The sequence below is a fragment of the Pacificibacter maritimus genome (genome assembly GCF_003814915.1).
In the GTDB taxonomy this organism is placed as follows: domain Bacteria; phylum Pseudomonadota; class Alphaproteobacteria; order Rhodobacterales; family Rhodobacteraceae; genus Celeribacter; species Celeribacter maritimus.
The window spans coordinates 127,090-142,357 of record NZ_RKQK01000004.1 but is presented as its reverse complement, the minus strand read 5'-3'; the positions used below and the strand labels follow the sequence as shown (position 1 = coordinate 142,357).

Annotated in this window: 17 protein-coding genes; 10 read left to right on the top strand and 7 right to left on the bottom strand. The window is 48.6% G+C overall.

Translation table 11 applies throughout. The annotated features are described in order from the left end of the window. Nucleotides 1–130: 130 nt before the first annotated feature. The 3 genes from EDD53_RS12210 to EDD53_RS12200 form a co-directional block, all read right to left on the bottom strand. Nucleotides 131–1,627, bottom strand: coding sequence for a heme biosynthesis protein HemY (locus EDD53_RS12210; RefSeq protein ID WP_123793651.1), 1,497 nt, complete (start codon nt 1,625–1,627; stop codon nt 131–133). Nucleotides 1,628–1,639: 12 nt separating this feature from the next. Next, the gene (locus tag EDD53_RS12205) at nt 1,640–2,854 is read right to left on the bottom strand and encodes a COG4223 family protein (RefSeq protein ID WP_123793649.1); all 1,215 of its coding nucleotides are present in this window, start codon (nt 2,852–2,854) and stop codon (nt 1,640–1,642) included. Between the two features lie 79 nt (nt 2,855–2,933). Then, a complete protein-coding gene (locus tag EDD53_RS12200) occupies nt 2,934–3,635 on the bottom strand; it encodes a uroporphyrinogen-III synthase (RefSeq protein WP_123793647.1) in 702 nt (233 codons plus the stop codon). 100 nt (nt 3,636–3,735) lie between these two features. On the opposite strand from EDD53_RS12200, the gene EDD53_RS12195 reads away from it, so the two are divergent. The 4 genes from EDD53_RS12195 to EDD53_RS12180 all read left to right on the top strand — a co-directional run bounded on the left by EDD53_RS12195 (nt 3,736) and on the right by EDD53_RS12180 (nt 5,862). Further along, nucleotides 3,736–4,704 carry an NAD(P)H-dependent glycerol-3-phosphate dehydrogenase gene (locus EDD53_RS12195; RefSeq protein WP_123793645.1) on the top strand — a complete coding sequence of 323 codons (969 nt, stop codon included), beginning with the start codon at nt 3,736–3,738 and terminating at the stop codon, nt 4,702–4,704. Between the two features lie 3 nt (nt 4,705–4,707). Next, entirely contained in the window at nt 4,708–4,983 is a 276-nt protein-coding gene (locus tag EDD53_RS12190; protein ID WP_123793644.1) for a YciI family protein, read from the top strand. Next, nucleotides 4,980–5,408 carry an EVE domain-containing protein gene (locus EDD53_RS12185; protein ID WP_123793642.1) on the top strand — a complete coding sequence of 143 codons (429 nt, stop codon included), beginning with the start codon at nt 4,980–4,982 and terminating at the stop codon, nt 5,406–5,408. Before EDD53_RS12190 ends, EDD53_RS12185 begins: the two co-directional genes overlap by 4 nt. A gap of 64 nt (nt 5,409–5,472) precedes the next feature. Next, nucleotides 5,473–5,862 (top strand): DUF1761 domain-containing protein, encoded by a 390-nt coding sequence (locus EDD53_RS12180; RefSeq protein ID WP_123793641.1) that lies wholly within the window; start codon nt 5,473–5,475, stop codon nt 5,860–5,862. Between the two features lie 101 nt (nt 5,863–5,963). On the opposite strand, the gene EDD53_RS12175 is transcribed toward EDD53_RS12180, so the two are convergent. Both EDD53_RS12175 and ahcY read right to left on the bottom strand, forming a co-directional pair. Beyond that, nucleotides 5,964–6,305: a DUF2853 family protein gene (locus tag EDD53_RS12175; RefSeq protein ID WP_123793931.1), complete on the bottom strand. Its 342-nt coding sequence runs from the start codon at nt 6,303–6,305 to the stop codon at nt 5,964–5,966. 171 nt (nt 6,306–6,476) lie between these two features. Next, entirely contained in the window at nt 6,477–7,865 is a 1,389-nt protein-coding gene (gene ahcY / locus EDD53_RS12170) for an adenosylhomocysteinase (protein WP_123793639.1), read from the bottom strand. Nucleotides 7,866–8,001: 136 nt separating this feature from the next. Between ahcY and EDD53_RS12165 the strand changes: the two genes are divergently transcribed. Further along, complete coding sequence (locus EDD53_RS12165) at nt 8,002–8,592, top strand: HD domain-containing protein (protein ID WP_123793637.1); 591 nt, start codon at nt 8,002–8,004, stop codon at nt 8,590–8,592. Next, on the top strand, nt 8,589–9,056 hold the full coding sequence (locus tag EDD53_RS12160) for a GNAT family N-acetyltransferase (RefSeq protein ID WP_123793635.1): 468 nt from the start codon (nt 8,589–8,591) through the stop codon (nt 9,054–9,056). The genes EDD53_RS12165 and EDD53_RS12160 overlap by 4 nt, the downstream gene beginning before the upstream one ends. A 105-nt stretch (nt 9,057–9,161) precedes the next feature. On the opposite strand, the gene EDD53_RS12155 is transcribed toward EDD53_RS12160, so the two are convergent. Beyond that, the gene (locus tag EDD53_RS12155) at nt 9,162–9,713 is read right to left on the bottom strand and encodes an ActR/PrrA/RegA family redox response regulator transcription factor (protein ID WP_123793633.1); all 552 of its coding nucleotides are present in this window, start codon (nt 9,711–9,713) and stop codon (nt 9,162–9,164) included. Between the two features lie 76 nt (nt 9,714–9,789). Then, complete coding sequence (locus tag EDD53_RS12150; protein ID WP_123793631.1) at nt 9,790–10,410, bottom strand: SCO family protein; 621 nt, start codon at nt 10,408–10,410, stop codon at nt 9,790–9,792. 90 nt (nt 10,411–10,500) lie between these two features. On the opposite strand from EDD53_RS12150, the gene regB reads away from it, so the two are divergent. The 4 genes from regB (at nt 10,501) to EDD53_RS12130 (ending at nt 15,268) form a co-directional block, all read left to right on the top strand. Next, nucleotides 10,501–11,883: a sensor histidine kinase RegB gene (gene regB, locus EDD53_RS12145; RefSeq protein WP_123793629.1), complete on the top strand. Its 1,383-nt coding sequence runs from the start codon at nt 10,501–10,503 to the stop codon at nt 11,881–11,883. A gap of 79 nt (nt 11,884–11,962) precedes the next feature. Next, a complete protein-coding gene (locus EDD53_RS12140; RefSeq protein ID WP_170162753.1) occupies nt 11,963–13,552 on the top strand; it encodes a PAS-domain containing protein in 1,590 nt (529 codons plus the stop codon). Between the two features lie 40 nt (nt 13,553–13,592). Next, nucleotides 13,593–14,615, top strand: coding sequence for an aminoglycoside phosphotransferase family protein (locus EDD53_RS12135; RefSeq protein WP_123793625.1), 1,023 nt, complete (start codon nt 13,593–13,595; stop codon nt 14,613–14,615). Then, nucleotides 14,591–15,268, top strand: a complete 678-nt coding sequence (locus tag EDD53_RS12130; RefSeq protein WP_123793623.1) for a nucleotidyltransferase family protein — start codon at nt 14,591–14,593, stop codon at nt 15,266–15,268. Before EDD53_RS12135 ends, EDD53_RS12130 begins: the two co-directional genes overlap by 25 nt.

Genomic DNA, 15,268 nt, shown 5'->3' with positions numbered 1-15,268 from the left:
GTTGAGTGATAGCAAACAGGTGTTTATGTGGGCTTAACTGTTAAAATAGTTGTTATTTTAGAAATCTTTACACATCACCAATGCATTACGGCGACCAAACCAGAGGTAACTATGATTTGGTCATACCGATTTATGGCTTTTCTGGCTTCTCTATTGGATCAACATCTTCAGCGACCACTTCAACGATGTCCACGTTAGCGGCCTCTTGATCGATATCATGCGCAACCTCGGCATCATTTGTAAGGACTGCATCTGCACCAACAATCATCGGTAGCATTTCTGTGCCCGCAGGCATGGAGACTTCTGAATGTGCAGGCGTACGCCAGCTTAAAGTGTCGAAAGCTGCGCAATTATCACAGATCGGAGCCCATGCAGGATGGACGGTTTGACACTTATCACAAACCCATTGCGGACCATGGCTTGCGGTAAGTGCTTGTGTTAACCACCCACGCACAACGACATCGTCAGCGCCTTCGCCGCGTTCAATCGCTGCCATCAAAGTCATGGACCGTGCTGTTGGATCGCTTTTCACCAAGTCACCCAACATGCGTCGCGCCTCGGGGAAATCTTCTGCTGCGATATTCAGTTCTGCCAGTAACATTTTTGTTTCAGGGTGACCGGGTTTCGCACGCACTAAGCCCGCGAAACGCTTCAACCGCGCCTTAGGCGTTTCATCAGGAACAATACGCGCGAAGGCGGCTGCCAAATCTGGATGCGGCTGCGAATCCCAAGCTTTTTTCAAAATACGCGCAGCGGGGCGAGGTTTACCCTGGCGAACATATTCATCGCTGGCCAATACTGCCGCAGGAATAAGATCAGGTGATTTTTTATTGGCTTCAATCGCGGCCTCGCGTGCCTCAACCGTTGCGCCGGCTTCGAACACGCCTTTCGCTTCGGATAGTGCCAAAACCGCATCACGACGTTTGTGAACGTCACGAGGGATAGCGCCATGTTTAAGCTTAGCTGACAGAGTTGTACGCGCGGCTGCCCAATCACTTTTACCTGCTTGCAAGCCCAAGAGTGTATCTTGAGTTTCGACATGCTTTGGCTTGAGCGCGAATGCTTTTTCAGCAAGCTTCAGGGCAGTTTCCGTATCACCCTCTTCCAGCTTGTGCTTCATAATCCCACGCACACCAACGAAACGCGTGCGATCATCTTTCACCAAGCGACGATAAACATCTTGTGCTTTGCGCCTATCGCCCGTCATTTCTGCGGCCTGCGCGATCAGTAAGTTGGTCAATTCAGGTTTGCGCAGGTATTTTTCCGCCTTGGATGCTTTTGACATCGCAACCCGACCCTCACCAGATGCGAGCGCCATCAGTCCTTCGGCCATCGCTTCGAAACCTTTGCGTTCACGATTTCGGTCGAAGTAGCGTGAAATAGCTGTTTCATCACCAAGCAGGAATTTTACAAGAGCGACACAAAGGCCTGCTATTTTCAAAATCAACCAAGCGGCAACAAGCAAAACGACAAGTGCAATCACAACTTTAATTGGGGATAGGCTGACTTTGAAACCCATAAAGGCAATATCCATGCTGCCTTCGCTATCCATCAGGATCATTCCGCCGAAAGCGACAAGGGCAACAAGCGCGACAAAGAAAACTATTTTAATCAGTGACCAGAGCATATTTGCGCCTTTCTATTGAGCAAGCATTGCGGAGAGTGCATTTGTAACATCAAGACGAGTCTGCGCACGCGCGACCCAATCTGCCATTACAGCTTGCCCCACATCGGGAAGTGCAGAAATTTCGGATAAAGCCTTTGCCAGATCATTTTCACGTACCGCTTGTTGCGCCCGTGACAGGACTGCATCTGGTGAATTACCTTCTTTCGGCGTCAAAGATCTCAGCCCCAACTGTGACCGTAAGAAGCGTGAAGACCAACTTTGACCTTCGGTATCAACTTTAGCAGTTTCCACAATTGCAATATCGGCTGCGCCCTCGAATGCATCAGCAAGCTCTGGCAAAGTGGGAACGCCCTGATTTGCAGCAGATTGGATTGCCTCTGGCACATCAATCGACAAACTGCCGATCATTGATGCAAAAGGCACCCCTGAGTTGATGGCTTCTTGCAAGCGCGACATGTCAGTGACTTTTTCCGCTGCTTCTTTTGTCGCTTCGGCTGTGATTTTCGCCTCTTGCAGGCGCGATATTTCCGCATTCAACAAAGTCTGCATTTCATCCAGTTGACGCTCATAAGCCGCTGTCGCTTCAGGTGAAACGACAGCTTGAGCCACTGGTGCTGCTTCCAAAGAGGTCAATCTTTCTTCAAGTGCTTTGAGGTCTTGAGACAATGGATCAAGCGCAGCCTTTACATCCAACGCATCGATCTGTGATGAAAGTGCTGCAGCAGCTGACTGCGCCGCATCTTGCACGCTCTCGATTCTTTCCACGTTCTGAGAAACTGCTGCTTGGTTTTTTGAAATGGCGGCTTCTAAGTCTGCGAGTCTCTGTTCGGTTTCAACTGTAGAACCGCCTGGGAAGGGCCAACCATCCGGCTTGAGAAAATTTGCGCCAGCGTATCCAGCAGCAACACAAAGCGCACCCCCCAAAACAATAGGTATCAGTCCAGTTTTTTTCACAACAACTGGTGGTTCTGTGGCGGGGACAACTTCGGGCTCTGTGACCTCGGTGGTATCATTGGGTTCTTCTGTTTGTGGATCGGGTGAGTTTACGTCATGATCCGATGGGTCATCCTGTACAACCTCATCTGATTGAACTGCATCATCCTCAGTTAAAGTTGCTTCAATCGCCTCAACTTCCGTGACTGTTGTGCCCTCTGCATCCGTGGATGTAGTGCTTTCGATGGTCTCTGTCTCTTCGACTTTTTTAGTAGTTTTCTTTGACCGTGACACAAACTAACCTTTCGATTCCAAACAAACTCTATTCTTTACGGTAGAAGCCTAATCGGTCTGAAAACGACCCTCAAGCCATTCAATCCAATTGCGACACTATAAGATCAAACATCGCACCTGAATTAGGCACTTTGGCGCAGATCACTTTACTCGCCATTGGCCCCGACCAAGCGTCAGCGACCGCTTGAGAAAGCGAAATTAGTGTAATTTCGCCAGTATACGGATCAAGATTTTGGGACACAATTTTGGCCGACCTCGGTGAAAACAATGGCAGCACTATCGACTGTTGCAGCGCAATTTCTTGCCTGACATCTGCAGAAAACCTGCAGGCTATTTGGCGGTAGGCAACGACTGAATATGTTTCAAGCCCAGCCGCCGCAAGTTGAGCGCATAGATCTACCCGCACATGCTCTCCGCGAATGTATAAAAGTTTTTTGCATGGAGATTTGCGAATAAGTGCAACCAATTCCACCCAAGTTCCCTCTGCAGATACGGCATTTAACCCAGCCTGCACAGCCGCACGCTGAGTTCCATCGCCAACACAAAAAATCGGCACATCAAGACAACGCGCCGCAGCGGCTTCGACTCCATGCTTTGATGTCAAAACGATTGCATCAATTTTCATAGAGGGAAGTTCAAAGTGAACAGGTTCAATTTTCAACACAGGTGCGACAATTACCTGCGCGTCCCTACACCGCTGTTGAATCTTTTCCGCCAGAAGCACCCCGTCGTCTTGGGGTCGTGTTATTAAAACAGTGTTTGGCAAAACATCTCTCAGCATTGTGTGAAGTGTGTCCTAGTGTTACCTCCACTTTAGGAATGAAACAACGGTGGGTATTTATGGGACACCCTAATCCCACCGATATCTGAAAGGCATTGCTATGGCTGGCATTTCTGTTCTTGGAGCTGGCGCGTTTGGGACGGCATTGGCCATTTCGTTGAGCACTATACGTGAGGACGTGACTCTATGGGGGCGTTCACCGCATCAAATGCAAAAACTATCAGATGCCCGCTGCAATGCAGGCCGATTGCCTGATATCGCACTGCCAAACAGCTTAAAACTGACCCATGATTTGAATGTCGCCTGTCAGGCAGATATTATTCTTATTGCGACTCCTATGCAGAGTTTATCAGATTTTGCCAAGACGAACGTAAACTTACTGGCTGGGAAAAAGCTGGTGTCATGTTGCAAAGGGGTTGATCTCGTCACCAATCAAGGCCCCGTTTCGCTATTGCAAGACAGTGTGCCAAATGCGCGGGTCGCGATACTATCAGGCCCGTCATTTGCAATTGATATCGCGCGAGGCTTGCCAACAGCTTTGACGATTGCCAGCGTCGACGAAGCACTTGTCGCCGAGATCCAGTCGGAGTTGACCACCGAAAATATTCGCCTTTATTCCAGCTTAGACCCTATTGGTGTAGAATTTGGCGGAGCACTAAAGAATGTCATGGCGATCGCCTGCGGTATCACGATTGGCGCAGGGCTTGGCGAAAGTGCACGTGCCGCTTTGATTACGCGCGGCAATATTGAAATGCAGCGCCTTGCGGTCGCACAGGGGGCTTTGCCGAAAACTCTGTTAGGATTGTCTGGGTTTGGGGATTTGGTTTTGACCTGTACATCGGAAAAATCTCGCAATTTTTCACACGGTGTCAAATTGGGTCGTAACGAAGCCATTGATCCGACGATTACGGTGGAAGGCGTTGCGACAGCCCGTGCAGTTGCCAATCTTGCCCACAAAACCAAGATTGATATGCCAATCACTGGTGTCGTCACCAACATTCTAGACGGAAAAATCACGATCAAAGAAGCTGTAGAGGGCCTACTCTCTCGGCCACTCAAAAGGGAATAACCAATGAAATATGCTATCATATGCACTGACAAACCAAATGCACTGCAGACACGCCTTGATACCCGTGCAGAACACTTAGCGTATATTGACGCGACAGGTGTTGTTGAACAGGCTGGTCCGTTTTTGAACGAAGCCGGTGATATGTGTGGGTCTTTGATTATTATCGAAGTTGAAACATTAGCCGATGCACAAAAATGGGCGGAAAATGATCCTTACGCCAAAGCGGGATTGTTTGAGAGCGTGACCGTGCAAGCTTGGAAGCGTGTGATTGAAAAATGAACTTTTGGTTGTTCAAATCCGAAGCTGATGTTTGGTCTTGGGACCAGCAAGTTGCCAAAGGTGATCAAGGCGAAGAATGGAATGGGGTGCGCAATTATCAAGCGCGTAACTTCATGCGCCAAATGCAAATTGGAGATCGCGGCTTTTTCTATCATTCGCGCGCCGATAAAGAAATCGTGGGCATTGTTGAAGTCTGCGCCCTATCCCACCCCGACAGCACCAGCGACGACCCTCGTTGGGATTGCGTAGACATCAAAGCCATACGCCCACTCACCCAACCAGTCTCACTCTCAAAGGTAAAGTCAGACCCAAGATTGACTGAAATGGTCTTGGTCAACAATTCACGCCTTTCGGTTCAACCCGTCACCGCTGAAGAATGGAACATCGTATGCGCATTGGGATCTACAGAACCACAAGTCGATTAATCCTAGCCAGATCCAATATCACGCACCATAGTGATTGGTGAGCTTTCATCGAAAGGAACGGGATATGGTTGAGGTTCTCGTCGCAGCTGCTGCTGGGTTTGCTATCGGTGCTGTATGGTACATGGCCTTGTCAAAACAATGGGTTACCGCAGCAGGGATCGCATGTGATGACACTGGAAAGCCTATTGGCGGCTTTTCAGCCGCGCCGTTTGTAGTGTCAGGAATTTGCATGCTTTTGGTGGCAGGAATGATGCGCCACATGTTTGCGATGGCTGGAATTGACGGCATTGGAAAAGGGTTGGTCTCGGGATTAGGTGTCGGCCTATTTTTCATCGCGCCTTGGATTGCTATGAACGTCGCCTATGCCATGCGTCCCCGCGCTTTGGCTGTTATCGACGGCGGCTACGCTGTGATTGGCTGTGGTGTGATAGGGTTAGTGCTGGGCTGGATGTGACAGGAAAACATCTACGTTGCCCAAATGGTCTGAAATTAATAATTTTCAGCACGCCTAAAGTGGATAAGGCCGCCTAAACCTAAGCTAAGACGGCCCATCATCTATTTGTAGATGGCTTCTTTGCCGAAATGTTTGACCAGCAAGTAATAGAATACAGCGCGATATTTGTTGCGCTCTGACTTACCATACGTTTCGATCGCTGCATTAATTGCATCCATCAACTCAGGGCTATCGGTCAAGCCAAGTTTTTTAACCAAAAAATTATTTTTAACCGTTTCCAGTTCGCTTTTTTGGCTACCAGCAACCGTCGAAGCATCCGCGTTATATATAGACGGACCACAACCGATTGTAACTTTTGTCAACAAATCCATATCTGGCGTCATGCCGCATTTGTTTTTCAAATCATCCGCATATTGCGCAATAAGATCGTCACGTTTTCCCATTGGAATTCTCCCACCAAATAGTAGCCAAGCGGCCAATATAAACAGCCTCAAAAAGGGCTTGATGAAAGACTAGTAGCTAAAGCTACCAACACAAAGGGAATTTTTTACAACGTTCCCCGTAAGCAAAGGGCCACCGCATGGGTGGCCCCTATCATCTGAATTTATACAAAATTAGTAGCGGTAGTGTTCGGGTTTAAATGGCCCCTCAACCGTCACACCGATATAGTCAGCTTGCTCTTTCGTTAGTTCTGACAGTTGCACGCCGATACGTGCAAGGTGCAAGCGGGCGACTTTTTCATCCAAATGCTTGGGCAAAATGTAGACATCGTTTTTGTAGGCTTCGCCGTTTGTCCACAATTCCATTTGCGCCAAAACTTGGTTGGTGAAAGACGCTGACATCACAAAGGATGGGTGACCTGTCGCGTTGCCAAGATTCAACAAACGCCCCTCCGACAACAAAATAATCCGAGAGCCAGACGGCATTTCGATCATGTCGACTTGGTCTTTGATGTTGGTCCATTTGTGATTTTTCAAAGCGGCAACTTGGATTTCGTTATCGAAGTGACCGATGTTGCCAACAATCGCCATGTCTTTCATTTCACGCATATGTTCGATGCGAATAATATCTTTGTTACCCGTAGTTGTGATAAATACATCTGCTGAAGCAACAACATCCTCAAGACGTACAACTTCGTATCCGTCCATCGCAGCTTGCAATGCACAAATTGGATCGATTTCAGTCACTTTCACACGCGCACCTGCGCCGCTGAGAGATGCAGCAGACCCTTTACCAACGTCCCCATATCCACAAACAACAGCAACCTTACCTGCCAACATCGTATCGGTTGCACGACGAATGCCATCAACAAGGCTTTCTTTACAACCATACTTATTGTCAAATTTTGATTTGGTTACAGAGTCGTTCACGTTGATAGCTGGGAACGGCAGTTGTCCTTGCTTTACGAGATCATAAAGGCGGTGCACCCCTGTTGTTGTTTCTTCAGACACGCCAACAATCTGATCGCGCATTTTTGTAAACCAACCAGGCGTTTCGGCCATCCGTTTTTTTATCTGTGCAAAGACTGCTATCTCTTCCTCGGATGTTGGAACCTCAAGCAGCTCAGGCTCGCCATTTTCAGCGCGCGCGCCCAACAAAATATACAGTGTCGCATCGCCACCATCATCCAAAATCAAGTTCGGACCATCGGCAAATTGGAAAGACTTATCCAAGTAATCCCAGTGCTCTTCCAAAGACTGACCTTTGATTGCAAATACAGGCACGCCACTTGCAGCTATCGCTGCGGCCGCATGATCTTGGGTTGAGAAAATATTGCAAGATGCCCAGCGCACATCTGCCCCCAAGGCTACCAAAGTTTCAATTAAAACAGCGGTTTGGATGGTCATGTGCAGTGAACCAACGATGCGCGACCCCTTAAGAGGTTTCGTGTCACCATATTCATCACGCAGCGCCATCAAACCTGGCATTTCAGTTTCAGCGATGTCTAATTCCTTGCGGCCGAATTCGGCGAGCGCGATGTCTTTGACGATATAGTCGGCCATTTTGAGGGCAGCTCCTTGAGAATGTCTTTGTGGCTGGATACCACCTCGTATACGCGCTTACAACGTAAGCAGATTGATTTGCGGTTAAAACCAACGCAATTTATCGCCACAAGAGCAAGAAAAACAGGACAGAAAAATGGCACAGGCAAGAGCATGGCAACGTATGCTATCAGGTCGCAGGCTTGATTTACTTGACCCCACCCCAATGGATATAGAAATTGAAGATATCGCGCATGGGCTTGCCTTTGTCGCTCGATGGAATGGTCAAACCCGTGGCGACTGGGCATATTCAGTCGCAGAACACTCTGTTTTAGTTGAACAAATCTTCAGACAGCTTTATCCGACAGAACCGGTAAAATGGCAATTAGCAGCACTTTTACATGATGCGCCTGAGTATGTGATCGGCGATATGATTTCGCCAGTTAAGGCTGCAATTGGCCCTGATTACAACGAACTTGACGAAAGATTGACCGCCGCAATCCATATTCGATTTGGCCTGCCTGCAAAGCTACCTGTGGCGATTAAGCGCAAGATTAAAAAGGCCGATCTTGTGTCCGCTTGGTTGGAAGCCACTCAGATTGCTGGATTTTCCGAATCTGAAAGCACAAAACTTTTTGGCAAACAGGATGCGGAAGTGATCAAAGATCTACGAATTCACCTACGTCCACCTGTACATGCGCGCACCGCATTTACCAAACGCCATGCCGAATTGATAAGCCAGTTATGAACCTACACATTCGAAAAGCTGGAAGACTGGATGCACGATCCCTTTCGACATTTCTGAATGACACCATAGGCTTGAGCAACATATCACCAGATGAGATCATCGAAAGAATGCGCCTTGATGGCTCTGCATGGTTGTTAGCTGAGGATGCAGGCGGGCGCATTTTAGGGGTGCAATGGATCGAAAATAACCCCGAATTTCTTGGAGATGTTGCTGATATTTCCAGTTTCATAGCGCAGGATGAAAAAGGGCTTTCCATCGGATCACAGCTGTTCAAAGCCACCTGCGACACCGCCCGTAATTTAGGGTATCAGGCGCTTGATGCGATCATTCGCGCCGATAATGAACGGGGTATAACCTATTATCAAAGTCGTGGATTTGAGCAGATCAAACGGCTTGAAAATGTGCCGTTAGAGGGTGGAACCTATGCAGACAAGATCTGGAAACGCTACGCCTTAAAGCGCTGATTTTATAATGTTTTAAAGACAATATGGCACAAGGTTGTGAAATTTTAACGCTTTCGCACTGGCCCACTTTAAATTTTTTACAGGTTATCAACCTATTTCACGTCGCTATTTCGGTGAACGCTTAGCCAAAATGCGCTGCAAAGTGCGACGGTGCATATTTAGACGCCGCGCTGTTTCGGACACATTGCGATCACAGAGTTCATAGACGCGCTGAATGTGTTCCCAACGCACACGATCTGCTGACATGGGATTGTCAGGCGGAGGGGGCAAATCATCACCACTGGCCAACAGCGCATTTGTAATATCATTGGCATCGGCTGGCTTTGACAAATAGTCAGTCGCCCCCATTTTTACGGCGGCCACAGCCGTGGCAATTGCACCATATCCAGTCAAAACCACAATCCGACTGTCGGGTCGTTTAGCGCGCAGCACTTCGACCACATCCAAACCATTTCCATCGCCAAGGCGTAAATCTATCACCGCGTAAGCTGCTGGGCGAGCGGTTGAAATGGCCTTACCTGCTACGACAGATCCCGCAACCTCTACATCAAAGCCCCGCTTTTCCATCGCGCGGGCAAGGCGGCGCAAGAATGGCTCGTCATCATCCACCAAAAGCAGCGATTTATCCGCACCGATATCTAATTTTTCCAGTGTCATAATATTGATCCCTATGGCCGGTAACGCCCAGCGAGTACGTAAGTGAGAAGTAGACCAAGGCTAAATTTTGTCAAACTTAGCTGATTTCATCGACAAAACACGCAACAGTTTCAGCCAGTTTTTCAGGGGAATCATCACGTTTGAAAAAGTCTACAAAGCCGACCTCAGGCATAACGAAATAGGTCTGTGTGGAGTGATCCATCAGATAGTATTCAGGGTCTCCATCTGCCTCTTTTTGGTAATAAGTTTTGTAGGCTTTTGAGGCAGCTTTGACCTGTTCAGGGGATCCAGTCAGGCCGATCATATTGTCATGAAACAAGCTGGTGAATTCTTTCATCACCTCGGGCGTATCGCGTTCGGGATCGATTGAGATAAAGGCCGTTTGCACATCATAGCCTTGTTCATCCAAGATACGCTGCGCATCAGCGTTGCGCATATTGTCGAGCGGGCACACATCAGGGCAGAAGGTATAGCCGAAATACAAGATTGTCGGCTTGGTTATAACGTCTTGATCGGTGACCGTTACGCCATCTTCAGAGACCAATTCAAACGCCCCCCCGATTGCGCCGCCTGCAACTGCCGCTTGTGAACAATTAGCAAGATTAGGCGCTGCATTTGGGCCATATGCATAATAGGCTGCGCCAGCCAAAAGAGCCGCAACAGCGACAGCGGAAGTAGATGCGACGAAACGTGTCATTGGTCTCTCCTAATTAGTCAGTGCATTGATCGGCTGAACTAGGCAGACTAACAAGGGATTAAATGACGCAGTAGGATCAATATTTAGTCAATGGCACAGATTTCCAAGAATATCGTCGACGAAAAGCAGCGATCAAACTGGGTCAAGCTGCACACTTTGATCTGGCTCAGGTGGATCGCGATCGCGGGTCAAGTTATCACGATTGGGGTCGCGGGGCTTGTTTTGGGGTTTCAACTGTCTCTTGGCGGTTTCGCTATCATTATTGGCGCATCGATTATCGTCAATATTGTCATGATGATTGCATATCCTGACGTGCGCAGATTGACAGAGCGCGGCACGACATTGATGTTGCTGTTTGATCTGACGCAGCTTTCGGCAATGCTATTTTTGTCAGGCGGGCTGAACAATCCATTTGCCGTTTTAATTTTGGCGCCTGTCACCATCTCTGCCACGGTTTTGCGACCGACTTTTGGCCTTGTGATCGGCGGAGTTGCGATTGTTTTGGTGACTTTGGTTGCCCTGTTTAACGTACCTCTCCTGAATGCCGCAGGCGACCCTGTGACTTTGCCACTGATTTTTGAAATTGGCAGTTGGGCTGGCATTATCATTGGCATTATCTTTTTGGGCGTTTTCGCATGGAAAGTTACATCCGAAATCCATTCAATGTCAGAAGCGCTGCTCGCAACACAAATGGCATTAGGGCGCGAACAAAAGCTAACCGATCTGGGTGGTGTGGTCGCGGCTGCGGCCCATGAACTTGGGACACCTTTGGCGACGATCAAACTGGTCAGCGCGGAACTGGTTGATGATCTGAAAGACAACGAAGAGCTGCGATCCGATGCTCAGCTTATCCACGAGCAGGCAAACCGCTGTCATGGCATTTTGCGATCTATGGGCAGTGCTGGAAAGAATGATTTACATTTGCGAGTAGCGCCCTTGCAAGCCGTCGTGGAAGAGGCTGCCAACCCACATACTGAGCGCGGAAAAACAGTTATTATTAGCACTTTAGAGACCAATAAGGCGCCCCATCCCTATGTTGAACGCAAGCCTGAAATCATTCATGGATTGCGCAATCTCATTCAAAACGCGGTCGACTTTTCGCGGACAACAGTTTGGGTCGATCTGACATGGACCGAAGACAAAATCAGCATTCACATTATAGATGACGGGATCGGATTTCCGCCCTCTGTGATTGGTAAAATTGGTGATCCTTTTGTGCGACGTCGCCGCGCGGAAAGTGATCAGGCCCAGCGCCCAGCCTATGAAGGTATGGGTTTAGGGCTGTTCATCGCCAAAACTCTATTGGAGCGCACTGGCGCTGAAATATCGTTTGCGAATGGTGCAACCGCACAAGACAAAACGGGTCATAGATCAGGGGCAATTGTAAGTCTATCTTGGCCCAGTGGTAAAATTGCAATTTCCAAACAAGATCAAGCCAAAGCGTTGGGGGAAAATGTGTTGTTTGACCATTGAGCGGCACAGACTTTAACCCATCGTTAACCTAAACTTTGAATGATGATCTCCAAGACTTTAATCGAGAATGGGGATTCTCATGACAACCGATGCACTGATAACTCTTGCTGGATTGGGGCTTGGCGCCCTTTGCATAGCCTTTATAGCGCTATACGCTCTTGCGACTTTGGGCGATCGCAAAGCATTGGCGCAGTCAATAAATTTACAAGCCAGTGAAAACGATGTCATCTTTCTGTTTGAAGACGAAACCCTCGTAAACGCCACGCATGCCGCCCATTCAGTATTGGCTAGGGCCGCTGATGTCGGGTCCGATTGGTCGCGTTTGCTCAGCGTTATACTAACAAGGTTTCCAACCATTCAGTCTGAAATTTCGCACCTTTCAGATCTGGGCTCCCTTGAGATCGAATCAAAAGATGGCTCGACGCTGCTACGGGCAGAATGGCGCAATGGCTACGCGCGCTTAACATTGCTTGATACGGACAGTATGCACAATTCCCAAGTGAACATGGATCAACATGCGCTTATCGCCCTTGAACAAGAATTGGATACTTTGCGCGCCACGACCGACCTAGTGCCCTTTCTGGTTTGGCGTGAACTCGACGATGGTACTATCAGCTGGGCCAATGCGGCCTATACCGCGATGGCAGATTCTACATTGGAAGCTGGTGAAATTCCCATCTGGCCGCCTAAAGCCATCTTTGACACGCAACAGTTGAGGACCACCAACTCAGGCGATTTCATGCGCCTTAATTCTATCTTAGATCCATCGGGCGAAAAACCTTATGAAGTATTCCCTATGTCACTGGACGACGGAACACTTTTCACAGCCATGCCCGCAGAGCGCACTTTGGCTGCTGAAAGAACCTTGCGCGAATTTCGCCAAACCCTCACCAAAACCTTTGCCCACCTCACCATCGGGTTGGCCATTTTCGACAAAGACCGTAACCTTGTCCTGTTCAACCCTGCACTGCACGACCTGACAGCGCTGCCTATTGAATTTCTGTCAATGCGCCCCGCTTTGACAGCATTCTTGGACAGGTTGCGCGACACAAAAATGATGCCAGAGCCGAAAGATTACAAATCGTGGAGACATGAAATTTCTGCGTTAGAAAGTGCCGCTAGCATCGGCACATATGAAGAAATTTGGTCGTTGCACGGTGGCGTTACATACCGTGTGACAGGCCGCCCTCATCCAGATGGTGCTATTGCCTTTCTCTTTGAAAACATCAGTGCGGAAATGTCATTGACGCGTCGCTTCCGCTCCGAAATTGAAACAAGTCAGGCTGTTTTTGATTCCTTGAACGAAGCCATTGCTGTTTTTGAAAATGACGGCACGTTGTTGATGGCTAATTCAGCTTATAAAACTCTTTGGGGTACGGACGATACAGATAACAACAAAGAAGTAAGTGTTTTAGATGCGACACGCGTTTGGCATGCGAAATGCGCCCCTAGCCCAATCTGGGGCGATGTCCGCGATTTTGTAGGGCGCATAGGTGAGCGCAATGAATGGGAAAGCACCACGCGGCTTTGGGATGGGCGGCGCGTACATTGCAGGTTTGTCCCCTTAGCCAATGGACAAACACTGTCAGGCTTCACACCCGAAGCAATCATAGAACGCCCACCAAGACGCTTTACACTCCAGCCAGATCCAAGCCTTGCGCAAATGTGATTGCCCTTGCCTCTGGGCGTAGGGCGACTAATGTTGGCGCATGATAAAGCGCGATATATTGGCAAGTGATTTTCTTGCATCGACCAGCTGGAAAAATGCCCAACGCACCTCTCTTGCTGGGGATGCGTCAATGCGGCGTTACGAACGGCTGTTTTCCCCTGCAACAGGACAAACGGCCATCTTAATGGATGCACCACCCGAAAAAGGTGAAGACGTGCGTCCCTTTGTAAATGTTGCGTCTTATTTGACCAATTTAGGCCTAAGTGCGCCTGAGGTTTTTGATGCCGATTTAGATCAGGGCTTTCTTATTCTCGAAGATCTGGGGCTCGATATGTATGATGTGGTTTGCAACAGCGCGCCCGCGTCTGAGCCAGATCTATATTCTGCTGCGGTGGATGCATTGATTGTGCTGGCACAGGCCGCACCACTTGAGGGGGCGACTGATTACCAGCCTTTGATGACCGATCTCGCGACATCCTGTATCAAATGGTATGCTGAGCCAATTTTGCAGCGAGACCTACTCGAAGAACAGCAAAAAATTGATCAAATATTATCGCCCTTGATCGCATCACTGGGTGCAGGACGAATTACGATTTTACGCGATTTTCATGCGCAAAACCTGTTGTGGCTTCCAAATCGCTCTGCCCCGAAAAATGTGGGGCTTTTGGATTTCCAAGATGCCATGCTTGGCCATCCTGCCTATGATCTTATTTCGCTAACGACGGATGCACGGCGGGACGTGTCGCCACAAATTCAAAAACTTTGCATTGAACGCTTTGCGCAAAAACTTGACCTCGACACAAATGACTTTTCTCGGGAAACGGCCATTTGTTCGGTCCAACGCAATTTGCGGATTTTGATGATATTCGCACGCATGTCGCTACACTTTTCGAAACCGCATTACGTGGACTTGATTCCGCGCGTGTGGGGGTATCTCATGACAGACTTAGCCCATCCAGATTTATCAGAGCTATCTAAGTGTCTTAAATCCACTCTGCCAGAACCGACACCCGAGGCTATCAGAAGGTTGAAATCTCTATGTGGAACAATCCCGACACGGTAATGTTTTTTTGTGCAGGGAAGGGGACGCGGATGAAGGCCCTGACACAACAAGTTCCAAAACCCATGGTCCGCGTAAACAGCGTACCCTTGGTAGATTACGCATTAGAAGCGATGTCGGGGGTTAATCGCCGATTTGCCAATACACATTATTTGCCAGATATTCTTGAAAGCCACCTAAGGGCCGCGAATGTTGAGCCAATCCATGAGCCCGAATTATTAGAAACCGGCGGTGGACTAAAACATGCTTTGCCCACGATTTCCCGCGATGTTCTTTTTACGATGAACACAGATGCCGTATGGAAAGGCCCTAAGCCTGCGGAATTATTGGTAAAGCAATGGGACCCGACCAGAATGGATGGTTTGATGTTGTTGATCCCAATAGATCGCGCAATCGGCCATAAGGGACAGGGCGATTTTCTGCGTGACAAGACCGGTCTACTGCATCGTGGGGCTGGTGAAGTGTTTACCGGGCTTCAAATTATCAAAAGCAAATTTGTAGAACGGGTGGCTGAAACGCATTTTTCGATGAATGTGGTTTGGGACGACCTTTTACAGCGAAAGACGCTTTTTGGTGCGATCTATCCGGGGACTTGGTGTGATGTTGGGTACCCTGAGGCAATCGAGCTTGCTGAAACTTTGCTGAAGGATGATTAA

Excerpts from the sequence above, each read along its gene's own strand:
- EDD53_RS12150 (WP_123793631.1), bottom strand. The coding sequence starts at position 10,410 with ATGACACGTTTCGTCGCATCTACTTCCGCTGTCGCTGTTGCGGCTCTT.
- EDD53_RS12160 (WP_123793635.1), top strand. The coding sequence starts at position 8,589 with ATGAACCTACACATTCGAAAAGCTGGAAGACTGGATGCACGATCCCTT.
- EDD53_RS12165 (WP_123793637.1), top strand. The coding sequence starts at position 8,002 with ATGGCACAGGCAAGAGCATGGCAACGTATGCTATCAGGTCGCAGGCTT.
- EDD53_RS12200 (WP_123793647.1), bottom strand. The coding sequence starts at position 3,635 with ATGCTGAGAGATGTTTTGCCAAACACTGTTTTAATAACACGACCCCAA.
- regB (WP_123793629.1), top strand. The coding sequence starts at position 10,501 with ATGGCACAGATTTCCAAGAATATCGTCGACGAAAAGCAGCGATCAAAC.
- ahcY (WP_123793639.1), bottom strand. The coding sequence starts at position 7,865 with ATGGCCGACTATATCGTCAAAGACATCGCGCTCGCCGAATTCGGCCGC.
- EDD53_RS12155 (WP_123793633.1), bottom strand. The coding sequence starts at position 9,713 with ATGACACTGGAAAAATTAGATATCGGTGCGGATAAATCGCTGCTTTTG.
- EDD53_RS12210 (WP_123793651.1), bottom strand. The coding sequence starts at position 1,627 with ATGCTCTGGTCACTGATTAAAATAGTTTTCTTTGTCGCGCTTGTTGCC.
- EDD53_RS12195 (WP_123793645.1), top strand. The coding sequence starts at position 3,736 with ATGGCTGGCATTTCTGTTCTTGGAGCTGGCGCGTTTGGGACGGCATTG.
- EDD53_RS12135 (WP_123793625.1), top strand. The coding sequence starts at position 13,593 with ATGATAAAGCGCGATATATTGGCAAGTGATTTTCTTGCATCGACCAGC.
- EDD53_RS12180 (WP_123793641.1), top strand. The coding sequence starts at position 5,473 with ATGGTTGAGGTTCTCGTCGCAGCTGCTGCTGGGTTTGCTATCGGTGCT.
- EDD53_RS12185 (WP_123793642.1), top strand. The coding sequence starts at position 4,980 with ATGAACTTTTGGTTGTTCAAATCCGAAGCTGATGTTTGGTCTTGGGAC.
- EDD53_RS12140 (WP_170162753.1), top strand. The coding sequence starts at position 11,963 with ATGACAACCGATGCACTGATAACTCTTGCTGGATTGGGGCTTGGCGCC.
- EDD53_RS12130 (WP_123793623.1), top strand. The coding sequence starts at position 14,591 with ATGTGGAACAATCCCGACACGGTAATGTTTTTTTGTGCAGGGAAGGGG.
- EDD53_RS12190 (WP_123793644.1), top strand. The coding sequence starts at position 4,708 with ATGAAATATGCTATCATATGCACTGACAAACCAAATGCACTGCAGACA.
- EDD53_RS12175 (WP_123793931.1), bottom strand. The coding sequence starts at position 6,305 with ATGGGAAAACGTGACGATCTTATTGCGCAATATGCGGATGATTTGAAA.